We start from the raw sequence: 19,623 nt of genomic DNA, 5'->3' as shown, positions 1-19,623 counted from the left end.
TTCTAATAATTTAAATATTATTGAAATCATATCCTAATTTTCAACTTTATCTACCGATTTTATCGGATAAAAAACAAAAAATGCAGTGATAAAATTTAACAGTGGAATTCAATAAATATAGGGATGCAATTCAATATGGTGACACAAGAACAATGCCTTTATTGGGATAAACAAGACGAGCTCAGCACATTTAAAAATGAATTTGCCTTGCCTAATAATCTGATTTATCTAGACGGTAACTCTTTAGGCGCAAGACCGAAGAAATCTTTAAATTATGCACAGCATATTATCCAACAAGAATGGGGTGAAGATCTCATTAACAGTTGGAATAAAGCAGATTGGTGGGGCTTACCGACCCGTCTAGGTGATAAAGTCGGACAACTGATCGGCGCCAATACTGGCGAAACCGTAATTTCTGATTCAACCACCTTAAATTTATTTAAAGTGCTATCCGCTGCAGTCAAAATTCAAGCCGAGAAGCATCCGCAACGTAAAATCATTGTCGCGGAAAAAGACGCTTTCCCCACCGATATTTATATTATCGAAGGCTTCATTGACTTGATCAATCAAGGCTATCAGGTCGAATTGATTGAGGGTGTCGCAGGTTTAAGCGAAATTTTAACGACTGAGGTCGCCGTTGTGGTGCTGTCGCATGTCAATTATCGCACTGGTTATTTCTATGATATGAACGCGATTAACCAGCAAATCCATGCCAGTAATGCCTTAATCATCTGGGATTTATGCCACTCTGTTGGCGCTGTGCCAATGGATCTCAATCAAACGAACAGTGATTTTGCCATTGGTTGTACCTATAAATATCTCAATGGTGGTCCTGGCTCGCCTGCGCTGCTCTGGGTCAATCCCAAACATCGAGATCAGTTCTGGCAACCACTTTCTGGCTGGTGGGGACATCAAAAACCCTTTGCCATGGCTCAGCATTATCAACCAGCCAACAATATTCGCCGTTATCTGTGTGGTACTCAGCCAATTATTTCCATGAGTCTGATCGAATGTGGGGTGGATATTTTCCTGAAAGCCAACATGCAGAAAATTCGTGAAAAATCGCTTAAATTAACCGATCTATTTATTGCACTGGTTGATCAGGAATGTGCCGAATATGGTTTTGAGCTAATCACACCAAAAGAGCATCAATATCGCGGCAGCCATGTCAGCTATCAACATCCGCATGGCTATGAAATTATTCAGGCACTGATCGCTCGTGGGGTGATCGGAGACTATCGTGAACCTGAGGTCTTACGCTTTGGCATTACCCCGTTGTATCTTGGATTTGAAGATATCTGGAATGCGGTGCAACATCTCAAAGCCATCATGCAGCATCAAGAATGGAACAATCAAAGCTATCTGGTACGGGGTGAAGTGACCTAAGTTGTCACGTTCAGATTGAGCTTATGGCTAGGAGAGGCCGATGAATAATTTTGACAAGATTCAAGCACGTGAAGCAGGGCTACATAAGAAATTATCCGCCAAACAAATGGCAATGATTGCGATTGGTGGCGCAATTGGAACAGGGCTGTTTATGGGGAGCAAATTTGCGATGAGCTTTGCTGGCCCTGCGGTCATTTTGAGTTATGCCATTGGCGGGCTAATTGCCTTTGCGCTGATGACATGTCTCGCCGAAATGACCGTACAACACCCGACTTCAGGCTCATTTGGCGCCTATGCTGAACATTATATCAGCCCCTTGGCGGGTTTCTTGGTACGCTACAGTTATTGGGCCTGTATCGTGCTGGCGGTTGGAACCGAAATCACTGCCGTCGCAGACTATATGAAAATGTGGTTTCCCGATCTGCCCGCATGGATCTGGATCGTGTTTTTTTCAGGTACTTTGCTTGCAGTGAATGCCTATAGCGTCAAAGCATTTGGACTGGTGGAATACTGGTTCTCCACCATTAAAATCTTTGCGATTATCGTGTTTATTCTGTTGGCAATCGGTATTCTGACTCAAAACAATCAGCAAAGTCATCATGTGCTGACTAATCTAATTGGACACGGTGGCTTCTTTCCCAATGGATTCAGTGGCGTCTGGATTGGGGTGATTATTTCGATTTTCAGTTATTTAAGTATTGAAATGATTGCCGTTGCTGCAGGTGAAGCATCGAATCCAGAAAAAGCGGTCAAATACGCCTTTAAGAGTACCGCAATACGTCTGATTTTATTCTATTTACTGTCCTTGTCCTTAATTGTAGCACTGGTTCCATGGACAGAACTGATTGGCAAAGATGCCAGCAGCCCCTTTGTGACCGTGATGAAAATTGTCGGTATTCCATATGCAGATAGTATTCTCAATTTCATCGTGATTGTCGCGGCCCTCTCTGCCATGAATAGCATGTTGTATATTTCAACCCGAATGCTATTTAGCTTGTCACGGGCAGGTGATGCTCCTCAGATCTTCGGTAAAATCCGCCCCAATGGCGTGCCCATCAATGCGCTGTTTTTATCTGCGATGGGGATTGCTGTTGCAAGCGTGGTCTATACCATCAATCCTGAATCGGCCTTTCCCATCATGATTGCCTTATCCATGTTCGGCGCACTATTTACTTGGGGCAGCATCTTTGTGACCCATATCTGTTTTAGACGGCATATTGCGAAAAATGGTATTGGATTAAAATACAGAATCCCAGCAAGTCAGTTCATTTCACTGTTTGGTTTATTCAGTATTCTGAGCATTACCCTCACCACCTGGTTCACTGCCGAATTTAAATCCACCCTACAGTTTGGCATTCCCTTTATTGTGCTGTTAATCGTTTTTTATATGCTAAAACGCAGCTCGGCAAAGCTCGATTTAAGCACAAACACAGAAGCTTCTGAGTAAATACGCTATGAAGCTTTATGATAATTCTCGAACAGTTGCAAATGAGCAGGATATTCTGATGGCGTTTCAACAGCGTAGCCTATTGAGTTATCAGCAACATTCCTGTATTCAGAATATTGCCTATGCGGCGACAGCTCGATCGTGCTTAGATCTCTTTCCTTTAGCACAGGCGCGCAAAACTGTCGTGTTTGTGCATGGTGGCTATTGGCAATGGTGTAATAAATCCGATTTTGCCTTTATCGCCACGGATGTTGTTGCCAACAATATGCAATGTGTCTTACTTGAATATGACTTGGCCCCGCAACGCAGCATGGGTGAAATCGTCCAGCAAATCCAAAAAGCACTTGATTTTATCCAACAACAAGCATGGAGCACTCAAGAGATTATGTTGGTTGGGCATTCTGCGGGGGCTCATTTATCTGCACTAATGCTCAAGCATCCTGCTGTAAGTGAAGCCGTTTTATTGAGTGGTATTTATGATCTCGCGCCCATTCAGCAGACCCATTTAAATACAGCCTTGAATCTCTCGGAACACGAGATTCGACAATATAGTCCCCTCCTGATCGAGGCCACTGTCCAAAAGCCCTATGCCATTTTCTGTGGCGCACAAGAGCTCGATGAGTTGATCGGGCAAAGTCAGTCGTACTTTCATCGAAGGAAAGCCATCGACCCAGACTTTGTCTCCTTCCAGCTAATGGATAACACGCATCATTACAACATCTTAGATGAATATTTTCATCGGAGATTAACCACTCACACTTAAATCTATACATGGACGTATTTAAAAATGGTTAAGTTCAAACTTCAATACCATCGGGTTTTTATTGCCCTGAGTTTTGCACTCTGTTCTTCGGCATTTGCACAGATTGAATTGATCAATCAAGATCAGATTTTCACTGCACAGGACAACTTTAAACTGACCAGTGCTGGTAGTCTCAGATTGCAAGCCCTGAATTTCGATCAGTATCAGCCATCCAATGCAGCACAGAAATATCGTCGTAATGGCTATAGCTCAACCAGCAGGATCTATCTCAATACCGACTATAAAATCAATGATGATCTGCATTTGGTTACGGGTTATCAGAATTTTATTAATCCAGCCAAAATTTTAGATTGGGATGGGCATTATCAAAACAATGATGAGCGTCTGACCACAGAGCAAGCCTATGCGGGAATCTCGAGCCATCGCTATGGCACTTTAAAATATGGAAAAATTTATAGTCTGTATTACGATGTGGTCGGGAGTAAAACCGATCTTTGGGACTACAGTACACTGGCACAACCTCAAACATGGAGCCCTTTTGCTTATTTCGATGGGACTCAAGCAGCCAGTAATACTTTAAGATATGAGAAGAAAACGAAAAATATTGATTTTTATGCAGCTTATTTATTTGAGGATCGCATCAGCCTGAATCAGCTCCGTTATCAACGTAAAGCGGGGCAAGAAGCCGCTGTCGATATTCACTTAAATAAAAACTTAAACTGGGCAATTTCATGGAAACACAACAAAGCTCAGCTGCAATCTGATCATGCAACATCTAAGCTCTCACAAGACATGCTTGCGACAGCCCTATTCTATTTTGATGGGACATGGATGCTCAGTACAGGTGCAGGCTGGTATAAAAATCTATTGCCTAATTTTGATGCATTCAATCAAGCCTCCACCCAATCAGTTGAAAACCTGTTAGACACTGAAGCGTATGGGCTTGAATATTATGCAGGCTATCATGTCGAGCTTGACCATCATGGTATGAAATACCTCCAACCTTATCTGATGGGGAATTATTTAACATATCGGAGCGGCTATGATTTCTCTCGACGCGACCATGGCATTGGCGTGGCAATCCGTTTCAATCGCGGTTTTGGCTTTGATTATGAACGCCTGTATACCCAAGACAGCAACCATACCCCTGACATGCATTTATTTCGCTTACGCTACGAGTGGTAATTCCGAAATTTAATGCACTCATATGGGCAAAACGTTTTGAGTCTCAAGTACACGCGCCAAGGGATCTAAACGCTTTGCCACTAAACTTCTAGTTTAAATAATATCAATCATATTTCACTTGGGTTCAGCGCTTGCTTTTCCATGCTTGAATGCATTTAAAAATCGAAAAAAACTATTCAAAGTATAAAAATTATCAATTTTACAAATTAATTTTCAAAGGAGATAATTTAAGCATACAGAGATTTGCAGAATTTAAACCGCTAACCCTCTAGGATGTTTTCTCCCCTAAGCTAAACATCCTTTCTCAGCCCAGCTTTCCCCAAAAGCTGGGTCTTTTTTTGCGTATTTAATGGGCTAACAATCCCAACTGTTGCAAGGCTTGATACACAATCGCTTTACGTGCATCTGCATGCTCAGGCTGGCTCATTTGCATATTCAGTGAGAAGGCTGTGATCTTACCATTTGGCTGTTCAATCCAGCCTGTCCACCATCCCACTTGCGGGCTAACATCCATGCCCCAACCACTTTTTGCATAGATTTTAGTTCCCTGAATCTGATCCACCAATAACATCGCTTTGACTTGTTGCTGTGTTGGCTGGTCAAATGGCAATTTCTGTTTTGCCAACGCATAGGCAAAGCGAACTTCTTCTACGGGGGTGATTTTTAATGGGCCAACTAACCAGAAATTATCAACTTGTGTCCCAATATTTTTATTGCCATAACCCACACGCTTCACTTCACGGGTCATTAACTCCAAGCCAATACGTCTTGCTAGTTCCTGATACACAGGTACCGCCGATGCCTGCATCGCTTCAGCTAAGGTTAAATCTTTTTCCCAACTGCTGAATGCCCGCTTTTTGCCATCCCATTTAAACACTTCATCTGGTGTGGTCTTATGATGTTGTATACCAATCAAGGCATTTAGCATTTTAAAGGTTGAGGCAGGAATATAGCGCTGTTCTGCACGATCAAGATCATTGCCATAGCTTTGAATTTTCTTGCCATCATAAATCACCAAAACACCACTGGTTTGGGCACTCTGAAATAAGCTTGAAATCTGTTGCTGTTCATTTTTCTGTGTCGAAAGCTGTTGCTTTTGTTGACTAAAACTTTGACAAGCGGCCATGGGAATCGCAAAAAAGATGGCTGTAAACAGGGCCAGACATGTTAATTTTTTCGACATGATCATAAAGCTGGAAAAGTAGAATAATCGACTACTATAATTGTTTTATCACGGCTCTTCTGTAGTGTTATTTTCATCAATGCTTTGTAAAAAACAGACAAAAAAAAGCTCAGCCTTGGGGAAAGCCGAGCTAGTAAAACAATGATGTAAAAACATCAAAAAACTCAAAAGAAAATGTTATGAGATATTTAAATGCAAATTAGATATCCCTTGCTTTGTATTATGTGAATTAGCTCTCATAAAGTAAAGTTGATTAAATAGATCGGGTTTATTGTTACAATCGATTTTGTTGATTGATCATTAAAAATCAGATTTATTCGACGTTTTTGGTTTATATTATTTCGCAGCCCATAACATGAAATTATGCAAAGTAAGTCGCAAAAAAATAGTAGAATAATATTTTAATGCACACTTTTATTGTCAAAATTATGACAATAACAAGAACAACTTAAATGAAAAAATCGATCACAATGATTGGATAAACCAATTAAAATATCTGTGGATGACATTATTATGACATCGCTTATCTTGTTAAAAAATAAACTTATCTATTTGTTAGATATATATTTTATAAAAGGTTGACAATGTTTTTCTTAGTTGTTCATTTTTCATACACCACTTGATCAGCATTTGTTCGTTTATCGGAAGCTCAAATTTATTACATTGACTTCATACTTTGTTACAATACAATGGCTCCAACTTTTCTCTTTCTTGTTTTAAAGCTGGAAATCATTATGAAAAAACTCGGTTTAGCCACTGCTTTAGTTTTAGCCATGACCGGCGCTCATGCATACCAATTCGAAGTTCAAGGTCAATCTGAATTCATCGATGCAAAAAGCAACAATGACAAAGACTTCACTGGTGCGGCTCAAGGTACTTACTACTTCAAAAATGTAGATGCTTCTAAAGGTCCTTTAGCTGAAGCTGCATTCTTAAACCAAGCATCTAATGTTTCTGTAGCTTATAGCTTTGCAGAATTAAGCGGTGATGAAGTTGCAACTGTGAAGAACAACTCTTTCGGTGCAAAAGGTGAAGCTTACCTTCCAACTCCTTACTTACCTGTGTATACAAGTGCTGCATACAGCCATTCACAAACTAAGTCTGAAGGCGAAAAAGACAATGGTGACCGTTTCGCATTAGAAGTCGGTACTATGCTTACTCCTAACTTCTTGGTTGCTGTTGGTTATACGAACATCGCTGACCAATTTGCTTTAGACGCAAACAGCGTTCTTTCAAATGGTATTGCTAAATCAGTAGCTCAACCATTAGTTATTGGTGAAGACCAAGATGCGATCACTGCGCGTACTAAATACGTAGGTAACATCGATGGTACAAACATGGCTGTAGGTTTTGAAGCTGGTCTTGTTTACGGTGACTTCCAAGCATACGAATTGAAAACTGACGTATATGTAACTCCTAAATTAAGCGTTGGTGCTTCATATGCAGAAGCTAACTTCAGCTCAAACCCATTAAATGAAGACAACTTCTCTCCAATCAAATCTGCTTGGGGCGCGAATGTCAACTACTTCATCACTCCAGCAATTGCTGTAGGTGCAACATATGTAAACGCGAATGCAGTACATGCAAACGTAGATACGCAAACTGTTGGCTTAAACGCGAAGTTCCGTTTCTAATATTGGATTTAGGTTCTATACAGAACATCTAATTCAAAACAAAAAACCAGTTCTGATGAACTGGTTTTTTGTTTTCTGATCTTCATTAAAATTAAAAATCGAATTTGTCATTCAATCTCTTACATCTTCTTATCTTCAATATTTAAAGCACTAATTGCCAAGACCGCTTGGGTCCGATTTTGCACCCCTAACTTGCGAAAAATTGCGGTGACATGTGCTTTGATTGTGGCTTCTGAAACTTCTAATTCATACGCAATTTGTTTATTCAATAAACCTTCTGCCACCATCATCAATACACGGAACTGCTGTGGCGTGAGTGATTGTAAACGTTCGGCTAAAGCGGTTTCATCTGCTGCACGCGGATCAAAGCCTGCATGGGTCGGTAAGTTCGGTGGTAACCAAATCTCACCTTCCAAAACATGCTTAATCGCTTCCCCAATATGGCTTGGATGTGAAGATTTTGGAATATAGCCCATTGCACCATGCGCAATCGCACGTTGAATAATTGAAACTTCTTCATGTGCCGAGACCACAATAATTGGAATTGCAGGATATTGTGCGCGCACATATACCAAGGCAGAGAAACCTGATGCGCCTGGAAGATTTAGGTCCAGCAACACTAGATCAGGCTCTGCGCCATGCTCTAAACGTGCATAAAACTCATCAACATCGGCTGTTTCCTGAATTTGCGCTTGTGGCAAACTATAACGAACCGCTTGAATCAAAGCATGTCTAAATAAAGGATGGTCGTCTACAATTAAAATATTCATAAGCGCTTAAGCTATCTGCAAGTACGTCACTGTACGTTGTTTATTTAAATTCAATCTGCCTAAGCCTATTTTCAATTCAAGGCTAGGTCAAGCGCAAGCATGGATTTATTTCTTTTTCCCGCAAAATAAATCAAATATTGATATAACCCATCACAGCTCACGCTTTAGCAAAGACAGTTAAAAAAAACTTAAGTAGAAACATCAAATTACCTGCATAGAATTTAAAGACTCTGCTGATTTATCGACATATCGATAAAAAAGATAAGCTTGCAGCATTTCCTTATTTTACAGCCGAGGTCGAGCTATAGATAAATAAATAGCAATTCGAAATGATCTTTTAGGCTGTTATTATGTCCAATCGCAATACCCTCTCGACTCCCCTCAATATTGTCGCTGTATCAGGTGGTTTAAACAGTCCGTCAAAAACTGAAGGTCTGGTTCAGGCGATTCTGGATGAGCTTTCAGAAGCGATCAATATCAAAGTCCATTTTGTCAAACTCAGTGAAATCGGGCCATTATTGGGTGGAGCCATTTACCGCAATCAATTGCCACAACGCGTACAAGATGATCTCGCAGCAGTAGAAGCAGCAGATGCACTGATTGTTGGCACCCCAGTTTATCGTGCTTCATTTACAGGTTTATTTAAACACTTCTTCGACTTTGTTGAACAGACGGCTTTGGTCGATGTCCCTGTTTTATTGGCGGCCTCAGGTGGCAGTGACCGTCATGCGCTGGTCTTAGAACATCAATTACGCCCTTTATTTAGCTTTTTCCAAGCACAAACCTTACCGATTGGCGTGTATGCCACTGATCGTGACTTTACACCTGAATATACAGTAAAAAGCGAACAATTATCGGATCGCGTGACCCTCGCTGTGGCGCGTGCCTTACCAATTTTGGAATGGGCGCCAGCCAAAGGGCAACGTGCTGCGGCCATCAAAACCAAAACTGAACAAGCCAATCAAAATCTCGGCATCAATAAACAGATTGAACAGGCAGAGGTACTCCCATCTGCGGCTGTACCTAATCTGGATGCAGCTGAATCTCGCTTACATCCTAAGTCAGCCAAGAATCTTACCCACGTGGCATAAGCATATTAAATGGAGGATACAACGATGACAACAACAGCATCCGCAATTAAATTTGCCTACTGGGTTCCCAATGTGAGTGGCGGTCTCGTTGTAAGCAACATTGAACAACGTACCGACTGGAGCTATGACTATAACGTGCGTCTCGCACAGGCAGCGGAACGCAGCGGCTTTGAATATGCTCTCACCCAAATCCGTTTTACCGCAGGCTATGGCGCAGAAAACCAACATGAATCAGTCAGTTTCAGTCATGCCCTATTGGCAAAAACTGAAAAATTGCGTGTGATTGCCGCCATTCTGCCCGGCCCTTGGAAGCCTGCGTTGGCCGCCAAACAATTGGCCACGATCGACTATCTCACCCAAGGGCGTATTGCGATTAATGTGGTCAGCGGCTGGTTCCGTGGTGAATTTGATGCGATTGGTGAACCTTGGCCTGAACATGATGAGCGTTATGTACGCTCAGAAGAGTTTATTCGTACTCTGAAAGGGGTTTGGACAACTGACAATTATAGCTTTGACGGCAAATATTACCAATTCCAGAATTACACGCTTAAACCCAAACCTTTGCAAAAACCTTATATCGAAGTGTTTCAGGGTGGTAGTTCCCGTGCCGCACGTGATATGGCAGCACGGGTGTCCGATTGGTATTTTACCAATGGCAATAGTGTCGAAGAAATTAAGAAACAGGTCGATGATGTGCGCAGCAAAGCCAAGTTGGCCAATCGACAAGTCAAGATTGGGGTCAATGCCTTTATCATTGCCCGTGATACCGAAGAAGAAGCCAAAGCCGTACTGAATGAAATCATTGCACAAGCCAACGTTGAAGCGGTGAATGCCTTCGGTGATGCGACTCGTGAAGCTGGTGCAGCAGCCCCTGAGCGTGAGGGAAATTGGGCAAAATCAACCTTTGATGATTTGGTGCAATATAACGATGGCTTTAAAACCAATCTGATAGGCACACCACAGCAAATTGCAGAACGCATTGTGGCCCTAAAAAATGTGGGGGTTGATCTGGTGCTTTCAGGTTTTCTGCATTTCATTGAGGAAGTTGAATATTTCGGAGAAAAAGTTCTACCGCTGGTCCGTCAACTTGAACAACAACAGGAGCATCATCTCGCAGCAAAATCAGCATAGTTTTCAACATTAAATAAGAAGAAAAACAAAAGAAATGGCAAATACTCCCCAAGACTCGGCTTGGGGCTTTTTTATTTTAACTGGTCTCAATTTCTCGCATTACGGTTTCAACCGAATAACGGCACCACTGTGACAGCTGTTCAATAAATTCATTTAATTGTGGCGGATTAAAGTGGCTAACGATCATATAGCAGGCGTTGCCAAGAATTTTAAAACATTCATCCACTTGCTCATATTGTTTGACCAAGTGCTCAACTTCAATAAACGCTTGCTGATCATTCATAAACAGTTGAATGAATTGTTTATGTTCATACTTTATCGCGATGGTGTAATTTTTGATAATACCCGCATCCATCAACTGGACAATACGAGCCCCCACAGCTTGTCCGGTACGATGTACGCGCTGTCCAATTTCTTTATGGCTTAGACGTGAATCCTGTTTCAGCAGTTCAATAATTTTTAAGTCGATGGGATCAAGTTCAATATTCATTTTTCATTACGAAAGAAAACCAGCAACAATGCTTTCACCTGAATATAGCCGATTTTTCACGCTTGCCCTACTCTTGTTTTAACTTAACACTGGAAGTAAAAACCATGAAACAGGCCCTACTGATTATTGATGTGCAAAATGATTATTTTAAAAATGGCAAAATGGAATTGGTCAATCCAGACCTCGCTCTGGCGAAAACCAACCAATTAGAAGATCATTTTATCCAAAACAATTTACCGATTATTTATATCCAACATATTAATCCAGCTTCAGCCAGTTTCTTTCAGGAAAATACCATCGGTGTTGAATTACATCCACAACTGAAAGTCACAGAAACATCACTGATTATCGAAAAGCATTTCCCGAACAGCTTTCTAGAAACCAATCTTCAAGCCATCCTTGAACAGCATCAAGTTGAACAGTTAGTGATCACAGGAATGATGACCCATGTCTGTATTGATTCAGGGACACGTGCAGCCAAAGAACTCGGCTATCAGCCGATTGTGATTGCAGACGCTACGGCAACTCGTGATCTCGAATATGCAGGTAAGATCGTCAAAGCCGCAGATGTACAAGATGCTTTTTTAGCGGCACTGGGTTTCTTTGCCACCGTACAGAACACAGCAGATTTTTTAGCGCACCATTAAATAATAGAGCTCTTTCAAAAGCCGAAAAAGGATCAATCATTGGTAAATAATTAGTATTGAAAGTCCCTTCTCCCTTTGAGATGAGGGCTGTGAGTCCGCAAAAGAATGAGAGGAATTCTTCATATAAATCCTCTCCCTAGCCCTCTCCTTTAAAAAGGAGAGGGAACTTTCATTGCCAATTCAACACAGCTTAAAAAATGACTTATGCAAGAAATCTAATGCAGATAAAAAAAGAGCGCTCCATCGAACGCTCTTTTCACATTTGAATCAGGTTTATCGGTTTGGATAAACTGTCGCAATCAAATGATCAACCACAGCCGGTTCAGCCAGTGTTGAGGTATCGCCTAAGCTATCCAATTCATTTGCCGCGATCTTTCTCAGGATACGGCGCATGATTTTACCGGAACGGGTTTTAGGTAAGGCAGGCGCCCAATGCAGGGCATCTGGGGTTGCCACAGGCCCAAGCACTTTACGCACCCAATTCACCAACTCCTTCCGTAGCTCCTCAGACTCAGCTACATCGGCTTGTAAGGTGACAAACGTACAAATGCCCTGACCCTTAATCTCATGCGGCATACCCACCACAGCAGCCTCAGCCACGGCCTCATGTGCCACCAAAGCACTTTCAATCTCGGCTGTACCTAGGCGATGCCCTGAGACGTTGAGTACATCATCGACACGTCCAGTAATCCAGTAATAGCCATCTGCATCTCGGCGTGCACCATCACCAGTGAAATAACAGCCTTTAAAGGTCGAGAAATAGGCTTCAATAAAACGCTCTGGATCGCCCCAAATGGTTCGCATTTGACCCGGCCATGAATCTTTGATTACCAGATTGCCTTCAGTTGCGCCTTCCAGTTCATTGCCATCAGCATCAACCAAGGCGGGTTGTACCCCAAAGAATGGACGTGTTGCTGAACCAGGTTTTAAGGCCGTTGCACCCGGCAAAGGTGAAATTAAAATGCCGCCAGTCTCAGTTTGCCACCATGTATCGACAATTGGACAACGGCCTTCACCCACCACTTCATGATACCAGTTCCATGCTTCTGGATTGATTGGCTCACCGACCGAACCAAGCAAACGTAAACTACTCCGATCACTTTCACGCACATAGGCATCGCCTTCACGCATCATGGCACGAATCGCAGTCGGGGCTGTATACAGAATGGTGACGTTATGCTTATCAATCACATGCCCGATACGTGCCCAAGTTGGGTATTGTGGAATCCCTTCAAACATCACCGTGGTGGTGGCATTACTCAATGGACCGTAAAGCAAATAACTATGTCCTGTAATCCAACCTACATCGGCGGTACACCAATACACATCATCTTCTTTTAGATCAAAGACTTCTCTAAAGGTGGTATTCACATAGACCAGATAACCACCGGTGGTATGTAACACACCTTTCGGTTTCCCTGTTGAACCCGAGGTGTACAGAATGAAGAGTGGATCTTCTGCTTTCATCGGTTCTGGTGGGCAATGCTCATCCACTTCCATGATGGCAAGGTGATACCAAATATCACGGTCAGCATTGAACTGAATCGGATTGCCAGTACGATGTACCACAATGACATTTTGGACACTATCCGTCCCATTAATTGCTAAAGCAGCATCTACATTTTCTTTTAATGGAAGCAGCTTGCCGCCACGCATGCCCGCATCCGCGGTAATGACCAATTTTGCTTGACTGTCTTCAATACGACTGGCCAATGAGTCTGGCGAGAAGCCACCAAACACCACACAATGCACTGCACCGATGCGTGCGCAGGCCAGCATCGCTATTGCGGCTTCAGGCACCATTGGCATATACAGCACCACTCGATCCCCTTTGCGAATACCCTGTTTTTTAAGTACGTTGGCAAAGCGGCATACTTCATCATGCAGTTCGACAAAAGAAATGATCTTATGTCGTGATGGATGATCACCTTCCCAGATAATCGCAGGCTTTAAAGGATTATCTTTAAGATGACGATCTAAGCAGTTGGCAGAAACATTCAGCTCACCATCTGCAAACCATTCAATTTTGAAATTATCTTGCTGGAAACTGGTATTCTTGACCTGTGTGAATGGTTTGATCCATTCAATCTTGCCGGCTTCCTCTGCCCAAAATGCTTCAGGTTGCTCAATCGAATGCTGGTAACGTTTGAAATAGTCTGCTTCAGAGATTCTGGCCGTTTCTTTGAATTTATCAGGCACTGGGTAGATTTCTTTCATAGCTCACTTCCTTGGTTTTTTATCTCATACCTTAGATGTTCTCATCTATTGCTCGGGTATGTTTTGTTCTCTCTCGCAGTATGGGCACCATTTACAAGCGCAAACAATGCGGCTTTGGTCGTAGAAATGTCAGGACGATGCTATTGCAACTTTTTAGCTGACATGCTCAACTAAAATAACAAAGCCTGTTGTTTTACCACGCACTTACTTTCAAAAATTTACTCAAAATAATTTAAATTTGAACTGCTTGTCTATGCTTTTTGTTCTTAAAATAAGTGATTATTTTGATCATTGCTAAAAGCTTAAAAGATTTAATAATCAAAAAAATAGGAATGCTCTATGTTTGATCCTGCAACAACTGTGCAAGTACAGCCCCGTAGTGACCATCCGCTCTCTCCAAGCGGTCGTTTCAATCGCCTCAGTTATTTAGGTTGGTATGGTTTACTCAGCTTGGCCTGTCTGGCTGCATTTATCTTGATCTTTGCCTTCGCGGGTATTTTTGCAAGCAGCAATATTGATGATGCCATATTCAGCGCCTTTTCAGGCATGTCAGTCTTTGCCATGATTGCAGTATGGTTGGGTGCCTTTTATTTACAAATCGTGTTTTTGATTCGTCGTCTACATGACTTAAATAAAACCGGCTGGCTCTGTTTGCTGTTATTGGTACCTGTGATTCAGTTGCTATTTACACTATATGTTTTATTGGCACCAGGTACCCCTCATCGCAATGATTATGGCGATCTTCGCCCTTCACGGGCATGGGAAAAATTACTGGCGTGGCTGATGATTTTGATCACCTTACTGATGATGTCAGGGATCTTCATTTTTGCTTATTATTTTGCGAGCCCAGACCTTTGGGAAGCCCCAACACAACTGATTGAAAATACCACCGGTTATTTCTAATCCAATCGCCTCTGTCGAATGATTTGATCATGAGCGGAAGCAAATATTGAATTTCACATGCGTATTAGGCATAAATTCATTATGATTGCTCCCCTCATTTACTCCTCCTTTGCGAAATAGAGATCTTGCTGTGGCAAACGAACAAACAACATTGACTGAAGTGGCGAAAGATACGGGTGCGCTGATTCATCAAGCAAGCGCCAAGACCACTGAAACAGTATTGGCGCATACCGAAAAATATCATGATGCCTATACCACCATTGATAAAATCATGGACAGCTTTTGGGAGCGCATTCCCTATATCGGGATTGCGATTACTGTTTTCATTATCTTTTGGCTGCTCACCAAGTTGTTTAAACTCTTTATTCGTAAGACGTTAGAAAATCGCAGCTATACCCGCCAAAATTTAGTCCTAGTACTCAATCGTGTCGGTAGTACTTTTATTATCTTCTTTGGCTTCTTGATTGCGTTGGTGATTGCCATTCCGGGTTTTACCCCAAGTCAATTGATTGGTGCTTTGGGAATTGGTTCGGTTGCAATTGGTTTTGCCTTCAAAGATATCTTCCAGAACTTATTGTCAGGGATTTTGATTCTGATCAGCGAACCGTTCCGCATCGGCGATGATATTGTGGTAAATGGTTTAGAAGGCAATGTGGAGGATATTCAAATCCGTGCGACTTTCCTACGTTCGCCTGATGGCCGTCGTATCGTAATTCCCAATGCCACGGTGTACACCAGTGCCGTCACCGTCAATAATGCCTATCAACGTCGTCGCTGTGAATTTGTAGTCGGTATTGGCTATGAAGATGACATGCAAAAAGCCAAGAAGATTATTCTAGATATCCTGGATCGTAATCTGAATGTGCTGAGTCAACCAGGCTTCTCGGTCAATGTCACTGCGCTGGCAGATTTCTCAATTAATTTAACGGTACGCTGGTGGGTCAATACCACAGAAACCAGTACCTCAGCCTCTATCAGTGAAATCCAAGAATTGGTGGTGACTGCTTTTGATGAGAAAGGCATCTCAATTCCTTACCCAGTACAAGAAGTCAAAGTTTATCGGGGTGATCAATCTGAGCAGGCGGATAATTCAGACAAATAAGCGCCCTAAAATATTCGACACCGCTGTTTCGGTTCTTAAAATTCGGTTGCCTAAGCTCATCGCTTGGCAGCCGTTTTTGATAAGCAGATCGATCTCATAAGGAATAAATCCCCCTTCTGGACCAATCACCACACTACAGCGATGTCGAATCGCATACGGCATTGGCTGCTCAGCATAGGGATGCGCCACATAAGCAGGCTGTTCCGCAACAATCAATGTCGGTAAAACATCTTCAACAAAAGGTTTAAAGCGTTTATACAGCTGGATTTCGGGTGCTAGGGTATCGCCCGCCTGCTCCAAGCCCAAAGTCACATAATCATTCAGTTGCTGTAAAAACGGTGTTTGCCAATAGCTCTTATCCACGCGATAACTATGAATCAGGCTAATCCGTTCCACGCCCAAAGTCACCGCATCCATAATGATACGACGTAATACTTTAGGACGTGGCAAGGCCAGAATTAGATGCACGGGAAGCTTTGCAGGAACAACTTCTGTTTGAATTGGGCGAACGGTAATACCTTGTTCGCTGATACTGACCACTTCAGTTAAGTAGCGCTGGCCGGCTCGAATGCCCACTTTCAAGGTATCACCAACATTGAGCTGTAAGTGTTGGCGTAAATGCTGTAATTGCCTAGGTTGGTTAATCTGCCACACATCCACTGAGTGACATTGTTCAGTTTCAAGTAAAACGATATTCATGATGCAGCTATTTGTTGTAAGTAATGATCAAGGCACTGAATATGCTGTTGTAATGAACCTTTATTCGCCTGTAAAACCTGCTTAGCCTGTCTAACCAATTGCTGAGCATGTGCAGTATCCGCAAGACAAGCCAATAGCTGTTGCCCGACTTGCTCAGCATTTTCTCCAATTAAAATCCCTTGTTGTGCCACAAACTCATCCACAATGGTTTGAAAATTGAAATAGCGCGGACCAATCACTGTGGGCACATTCAGGACCATCGGTTCCAGAATATTGTGTCCACCGCCAGGCTCATTCAATGAACCACCGACAAAACAGGCTTGACTCAAGACATACCACAGCCACATCTCACCCATACTATCGGCAAGGAAGACTTGGGTATCCGCTTGAATCGATTGTTGCAGACTCCGGCGTTGGGTTTTTAAATTTAAACTTTGGCAGACTTGGTACACCTCATCAAACCGTTCCGGATGACGAGGTACCACGATACAAAGTAAATTCGGATTTGAATTTAAATGCGGCTGTAATTGTTTCAGTAAACTTTGTTCTTCAGGTGCATGGGTACTGGCTAAGGTCATAATCTGACGATTCGCCAATTGCCACTCTTGTTTGAGTTGCTGTGCTTGTAGTACAAAATGCTCTGGTGCAGCAATATCAAATTTAATATTGCCAACCACCTGACTTTTGGCAGGGTCAAGACCTAAATTGACATAACGCTGTTGGGTTGCGACATCTTGTGCCAGTAGCCAAGTGAGTTGTTGTAGCATCGGTTGCGTTAAACGACGAACCTTGCCATAACCTTTGGCTGATTTTTCAGAAAGACGTGCGTTCAATAAAATACAGGGAATCTGTTGTTGTTGTTGTGCTTCGGCAATTAAATTGGGCCAGATCTCTGTTTCAACCAATGCCAATAGTCGTGGTTGATACAGATTAAAAAATCGCTTTAATAATGCTTTTTGATCGACAGGCAAATAGACTGCCTGAAATAAATCGAGATAAGGGGCTTTTAAAAATAGGGATTTCGCCCGTGCTTGACCGGTCTTGGTGGTATTGGTCACTAAAACCGGATGACCTAATTTTAAATAATGTTCAATTAATGGCTGTGCAGCGTTGGTTTCACCGACTGATACCGCATGAAACCAAATCGTTGCTAAATTTTTAGGAGGCTGAAACGGCCCAAACCGCTCAATACATTCCTGTTGAAACAGCACGTCACTTTCTGCCCGTTGTTTGATTTTCCAGCGGTATAAGGGCTTGAGACAAGCCAATAGAACGTTATACCAAAACGGTGTTTGCTGTGCTGCTGTATTCTGCGCCATCCGAGACCATAATTTACAAGGTGATTGCTGCTCATTATGCGGAAATTAAAACAAAAACTCATGCAATTTTGGTAAATCACATGAGTCATTTTTTAAAGTTTTAAAACAGATTAAGCTTCTAACTGTTCAAAGGCAGGATAATCGGTATAACCCTCAGCCCCTTCACCATATAAGGTTTGTGGCTGAAGTGGGTTTAAAGGTAAATCATGTTGTAAACGTTCAAATAAATCTGGATTGGCAATATATTGTTTACCAAATGAGACGGCATCCGCTTGACCTGTCGCCAAAATGCGTTTCGCAGAATCCGCAGTTAAACCTTCATTGGCAATCCACACACCTTTAAATTTAGGACGGAGTTGTGGCAATAAACTATCTGCAGCCTCATACTCACGCGTGAAAATAAAGCCCACATTACGCTGATCTAGTTGCTCAACCACATAGCCAAAAGTTGCCAATGGATTTTCATCACCCATATCGTGCGAATCACCGCGTGGTGCAAGATGTACACCCACTCGACCAGCACCCCATACCTCGATAAAGGTATCTACGACTTGGAGTAATAAACGCGCACGATTTTCAATTGAACCGCCGTATTCATCATCACGATGATTGGTACTACTTTGTAAGAATTGATCGATCAGATAGCCATTCGCCGCATGCAATTCCACACCATCAAAACCAGCAGCTTTAGCCTGTTCCGCGGCATTTCTATATTGCGCAACGATTTCTTGAATTTCTTCATGCGACAAAGCACGCGGTGTCACAAAAGGACGCTTTGGACGAAGTAAACTCACTTCACCTGCAGGTTGAATCGCACTTGGGGCCACTGGTGTATCACCATCCAATAAGTCTGGATGTGAAATACGACCAACATGCCACAGCTGAACCACAATTTTTGAACCTTGTGCGTGTACGGCTTCAACAATTTTATGCCATGCCTGCGCTTGTTCTTGTGACCACAAACCTGGCGTATTGGCATATCCCGCTGCTTTTGGGCTAATCACCGTTGCTTCGGTAATAATAAGACCAGCATTGGCACGTTGTTGATAATATTCCACCATCAAATCGTTTGGAATACGCTGTGCACCACTACGCGCTCTAGTTAAAGGAGCTAAAACCAAGCGGTTTTTAATCGTGAAATCACCTACTTGCAAAGTAGAATTTAGTTCAGCCATGATCGCCTCAACTTACACTTCTTCGATTTAAAGTGCTTGTTTTAAATGTTCGATATATTGCTGAATCAAAGCTTCATTACGCGTAAAATAAGACCACTGCCCATATTTCTCAACCTTAATCAAACCCGCCTGTTGCAATACAGACAAATGATTCGACATGGTCGATTGCGCAACTTTTCCTAAACGTTCGATGTGCCCTGCACATACTCCCCGTTCAAAACTACCACCACATTGCTCAACGGGTAGAAATTGCTCAGGCTCTTTTAGCCATTGCAAAATCTGTCGACGTAATGGATTGGCTAAGGCTTTGCTTATAACATCAATATCCATAGACTCACCACGTTTCTCAAGCGGCAACGCTTTGTTCAGCACCTGAAACCAGTATATCGAACTTTTTAAATATTAATATCCATTTTTTTCGATATTAATATCATATTTTTTCGATTGACCTGCCGATGCTGAACGAGATTGCCGTTTTAAT

The 19,623-nt window shown here is 42.3% G+C and carries 18 protein-coding genes; 10 read left to right on the top strand and 8 right to left on the bottom strand.

Annotated elements, in window-relative coordinates; translation table 11 throughout:
• Positions 1-135 precede the first annotated feature (135 nt).
• The 4 genes from kynU to F993_RS01895 are packed head-to-tail and all read left to right on the top strand — an operon-like array spanning position 136 to position 4,781.
• On the top strand, positions 136-1,386 hold the full coding sequence (gene kynU / locus F993_RS01880; protein WP_004657216.1) for a kynureninase: 1,251 nt from the start codon (positions 136-138) through the stop codon (positions 1,384-1,386).
• A gap of 40 nt (positions 1,387-1,426) precedes the next feature.
• Positions 1,427-2,833, top strand: a complete 1,407-nt coding sequence (locus tag F993_RS01885) for an amino acid permease (protein WP_004657214.1) — start codon at positions 1,427-1,429, stop codon at positions 2,831-2,833.
• A 7-nt stretch (positions 2,834-2,840) separates the two neighbouring features.
• The gene (locus tag F993_RS01890; RefSeq protein ID WP_004657211.1) at positions 2,841-3,596 is read left to right on the top strand and encodes an alpha/beta hydrolase; all 756 of its coding nucleotides are present in this window, start codon (positions 2,841-2,843) and stop codon (positions 3,594-3,596) included.
• 24 nt (positions 3,597-3,620) lie between these two features.
• Positions 3,621-4,781, top strand: a complete 1,161-nt coding sequence (locus F993_RS01895) for a porin (RefSeq protein WP_004657209.1) — start codon at positions 3,621-3,623, stop codon at positions 4,779-4,781.
• Positions 4,782-5,127: 346 nt separating this feature from the next.
• On the opposite strand, the gene F993_RS01900 is transcribed toward F993_RS01895, so the two are convergent.
• Complete coding sequence (locus tag F993_RS01900; RefSeq protein ID WP_004657207.1) at positions 5,128-5,970, bottom strand: OXA-286 family carbapenem-hydrolyzing class D beta-lactamase OXA-286; 843 nt, start codon at positions 5,968-5,970, stop codon at positions 5,128-5,130.
• Between the two features lie 728 nt (positions 5,971-6,698).
• Here F993_RS01900 and omp33-36 point away from each other — a divergent pair.
• On the top strand, positions 6,699-7,598 hold the full coding sequence (gene omp33-36 / locus F993_RS01905; RefSeq protein WP_004657205.1) for a porin Omp33-36: 900 nt from the start codon (positions 6,699-6,701) through the stop codon (positions 7,596-7,598).
• A gap of 119 nt (positions 7,599-7,717) precedes the next feature.
• On the opposite strand, the gene F993_RS01910 is transcribed toward omp33-36, so the two are convergent.
• On the bottom strand, positions 7,718-8,368 hold the full coding sequence (locus F993_RS01910) for a response regulator (protein ID WP_004657203.1): 651 nt from the start codon (positions 8,366-8,368) through the stop codon (positions 7,718-7,720).
• Between the two features lie 350 nt (positions 8,369-8,718).
• Here F993_RS01910 and msuE point away from each other — a divergent pair, with 350 nt between their 5' ends.
• Both msuE and sfnG read left to right on the top strand, forming a co-directional pair.
• Positions 8,719-9,459 (top strand): FMN reductase, encoded by a 741-nt coding sequence (gene msuE / locus F993_RS01915; protein ID WP_004657202.1) that lies wholly within the window; start codon positions 8,719-8,721, stop codon positions 9,457-9,459.
• Positions 9,460-9,483: 24 nt separating this feature from the next.
• Positions 9,484-10,590, top strand: coding sequence for a dimethylsulfone monooxygenase SfnG (gene sfnG / locus F993_RS01920; RefSeq protein ID WP_004657200.1), 1,107 nt, complete (start codon positions 9,484-9,486; stop codon positions 10,588-10,590).
• Positions 10,591-10,666: 76 nt separating this feature from the next.
• Here the strand turns inward: sfnG and F993_RS01925 are convergent, their stop codons facing one another.
• Positions 10,667-11,080 (bottom strand): Lrp/AsnC family transcriptional regulator, encoded by a 414-nt coding sequence (locus F993_RS01925; protein WP_004657199.1) that lies wholly within the window; start codon positions 11,078-11,080, stop codon positions 10,667-10,669.
• Between the two features lie 104 nt (positions 11,081-11,184).
• Between F993_RS01925 and F993_RS01930 the strand changes: the two genes are divergently transcribed.
• Positions 11,185-11,727, top strand: coding sequence for a cysteine hydrolase family protein (locus F993_RS01930; RefSeq protein WP_004657196.1), 543 nt, complete (start codon positions 11,185-11,187; stop codon positions 11,725-11,727).
• A 273-nt stretch (positions 11,728-12,000) separates the two neighbouring features.
• On the opposite strand, the gene acs is transcribed toward F993_RS01930, so the two are convergent.
• Complete coding sequence (gene acs, locus F993_RS01935) at positions 12,001-13,944, bottom strand: acetate--CoA ligase (protein WP_004657194.1); 1,944 nt, start codon at positions 13,942-13,944, stop codon at positions 12,001-12,003.
• A 339-nt stretch (positions 13,945-14,283) separates the two neighbouring features.
• Between acs and F993_RS01940 the strand changes: the two genes are divergently transcribed.
• Positions 14,284-14,847 carry a DUF805 domain-containing protein gene (locus F993_RS01940; RefSeq protein WP_004657192.1) on the top strand — a complete coding sequence of 188 codons (564 nt, stop codon included), beginning with the start codon at positions 14,284-14,286 and terminating at the stop codon, positions 14,845-14,847.
• Between the two features lie 130 nt (positions 14,848-14,977).
• On the top strand, positions 14,978-15,949 hold the full coding sequence (locus F993_RS01945) for a mechanosensitive ion channel family protein (RefSeq protein ID WP_004657191.1): 972 nt from the start codon (positions 14,978-14,980) through the stop codon (positions 15,947-15,949).
• On the opposite strand, the gene F993_RS01950 is transcribed toward F993_RS01945, so the two are convergent.
• The 4 genes from F993_RS01950 to F993_RS01965 all read right to left on the bottom strand — a co-directional run bounded on the left by F993_RS01950 (position 15,938) and on the right by F993_RS01965 (position 19,472).
• Positions 15,938-16,648, bottom strand: a complete 711-nt coding sequence (locus tag F993_RS01950; protein ID WP_004657189.1) for a 16S rRNA (uracil(1498)-N(3))-methyltransferase — start codon at positions 16,646-16,648, stop codon at positions 15,938-15,940. The genes F993_RS01945 and F993_RS01950 overlap by 12 nt on opposite strands.
• The gene (locus tag F993_RS01955) at positions 16,645-17,967 is read right to left on the bottom strand and encodes a 3-deoxy-D-manno-octulosonic acid transferase (RefSeq protein WP_004657186.1); all 1,323 of its coding nucleotides are present in this window, start codon (positions 17,965-17,967) and stop codon (positions 16,645-16,647) included. The genes F993_RS01950 and F993_RS01955 overlap by 4 nt, the downstream gene beginning before the upstream one ends.
• Before the next feature lie 110 nt (positions 17,968-18,077).
• Positions 18,078-19,142 carry an alkene reductase gene (locus F993_RS01960; protein WP_004657184.1) on the bottom strand — a complete coding sequence of 355 codons (1,065 nt, stop codon included), beginning with the start codon at positions 19,140-19,142 and terminating at the stop codon, positions 18,078-18,080.
• Positions 19,143-19,169: 27 nt separating this feature from the next.
• Entirely contained in the window at positions 19,170-19,472 is a 303-nt protein-coding gene (locus F993_RS01965) for an ArsR/SmtB family transcription factor (RefSeq protein ID WP_010590065.1), read from the bottom strand.
• Between the last annotated feature and the right edge of the window lie 151 nt (positions 19,473-19,623).

Source organism: Acinetobacter proteolyticus, from assembly GCF_000367945.1.
GTDB classification, from domain to species: Bacteria; Pseudomonadota; Gammaproteobacteria; order Pseudomonadales; family Moraxellaceae; genus Acinetobacter; species Acinetobacter proteolyticus.
Note: the sequence above shows the minus strand (reverse complement) of the source record. Positions and strands in the feature narration are given on the sequence as shown.

What these genes read in the sequence shown, in the direction of transcription:
- F993_RS01965 (WP_010590065.1), bottom strand. Translation starts at nt 19,472, where the DNA reads ATGGATATTGATGTTATAAGCAAAGCCTTAGCCAATCCATTACGTCGA.
- acs (WP_004657194.1), bottom strand. Translation starts at nt 13,944, where the DNA reads ATGAAAGAAATCTACCCAGTGCCTGATAAATTCAAAGAAACGGCCAGA.
- F993_RS01900 (WP_004657207.1), bottom strand. Translation starts at nt 5,970, where the DNA reads ATGATCATGTCGAAAAAATTAACATGTCTGGCCCTGTTTACAGCCATC.
- omp33-36 (WP_004657205.1), top strand. Translation starts at nt 6,699, where the DNA reads ATGAAAAAACTCGGTTTAGCCACTGCTTTAGTTTTAGCCATGACCGGC.
- F993_RS01960 (WP_004657184.1), bottom strand. Translation starts at nt 19,142, where the DNA reads ATGGCTGAACTAAATTCTACTTTGCAAGTAGGTGATTTCACGATTAAA.
- F993_RS01910 (WP_004657203.1), bottom strand. Translation starts at nt 8,368, where the DNA reads ATGAATATTTTAATTGTAGACGACCATCCTTTATTTAGACATGCTTTG.
- sfnG (WP_004657200.1), top strand. Translation starts at nt 9,484, where the DNA reads ATGACAACAACAGCATCCGCAATTAAATTTGCCTACTGGGTTCCCAAT.
- F993_RS01925 (WP_004657199.1), bottom strand. Translation starts at nt 11,080, where the DNA reads ATGAATATTGAACTTGATCCCATCGACTTAAAAATTATTGAACTGCTG.
- F993_RS01890 (WP_004657211.1), top strand. Translation starts at nt 2,841, where the DNA reads ATGAAGCTTTATGATAATTCTCGAACAGTTGCAAATGAGCAGGATATT.
- F993_RS01955 (WP_004657186.1), bottom strand. Translation starts at nt 17,967, where the DNA reads ATGGCGCAGAATACAGCAGCACAGCAAACACCGTTTTGGTATAACGTT.
- F993_RS01930 (WP_004657196.1), top strand. Translation starts at nt 11,185, where the DNA reads ATGAAACAGGCCCTACTGATTATTGATGTGCAAAATGATTATTTTAAA.
- F993_RS01885 (WP_004657214.1), top strand. Translation starts at nt 1,427, where the DNA reads ATGAATAATTTTGACAAGATTCAAGCACGTGAAGCAGGGCTACATAAG.
- F993_RS01940 (WP_004657192.1), top strand. Translation starts at nt 14,284, where the DNA reads ATGTTTGATCCTGCAACAACTGTGCAAGTACAGCCCCGTAGTGACCAT.
- kynU (WP_004657216.1), top strand. Translation starts at nt 136, where the DNA reads ATGGTGACACAAGAACAATGCCTTTATTGGGATAAACAAGACGAGCTC.
- F993_RS01895 (WP_004657209.1), top strand. Translation starts at nt 3,621, where the DNA reads ATGGTTAAGTTCAAACTTCAATACCATCGGGTTTTTATTGCCCTGAGT.
- msuE (WP_004657202.1), top strand. Translation starts at nt 8,719, where the DNA reads ATGTCCAATCGCAATACCCTCTCGACTCCCCTCAATATTGTCGCTGTA.
- F993_RS01950 (WP_004657189.1), bottom strand. Translation starts at nt 16,648, where the DNA reads ATGAATATCGTTTTACTTGAAACTGAACAATGTCACTCAGTGGATGTG.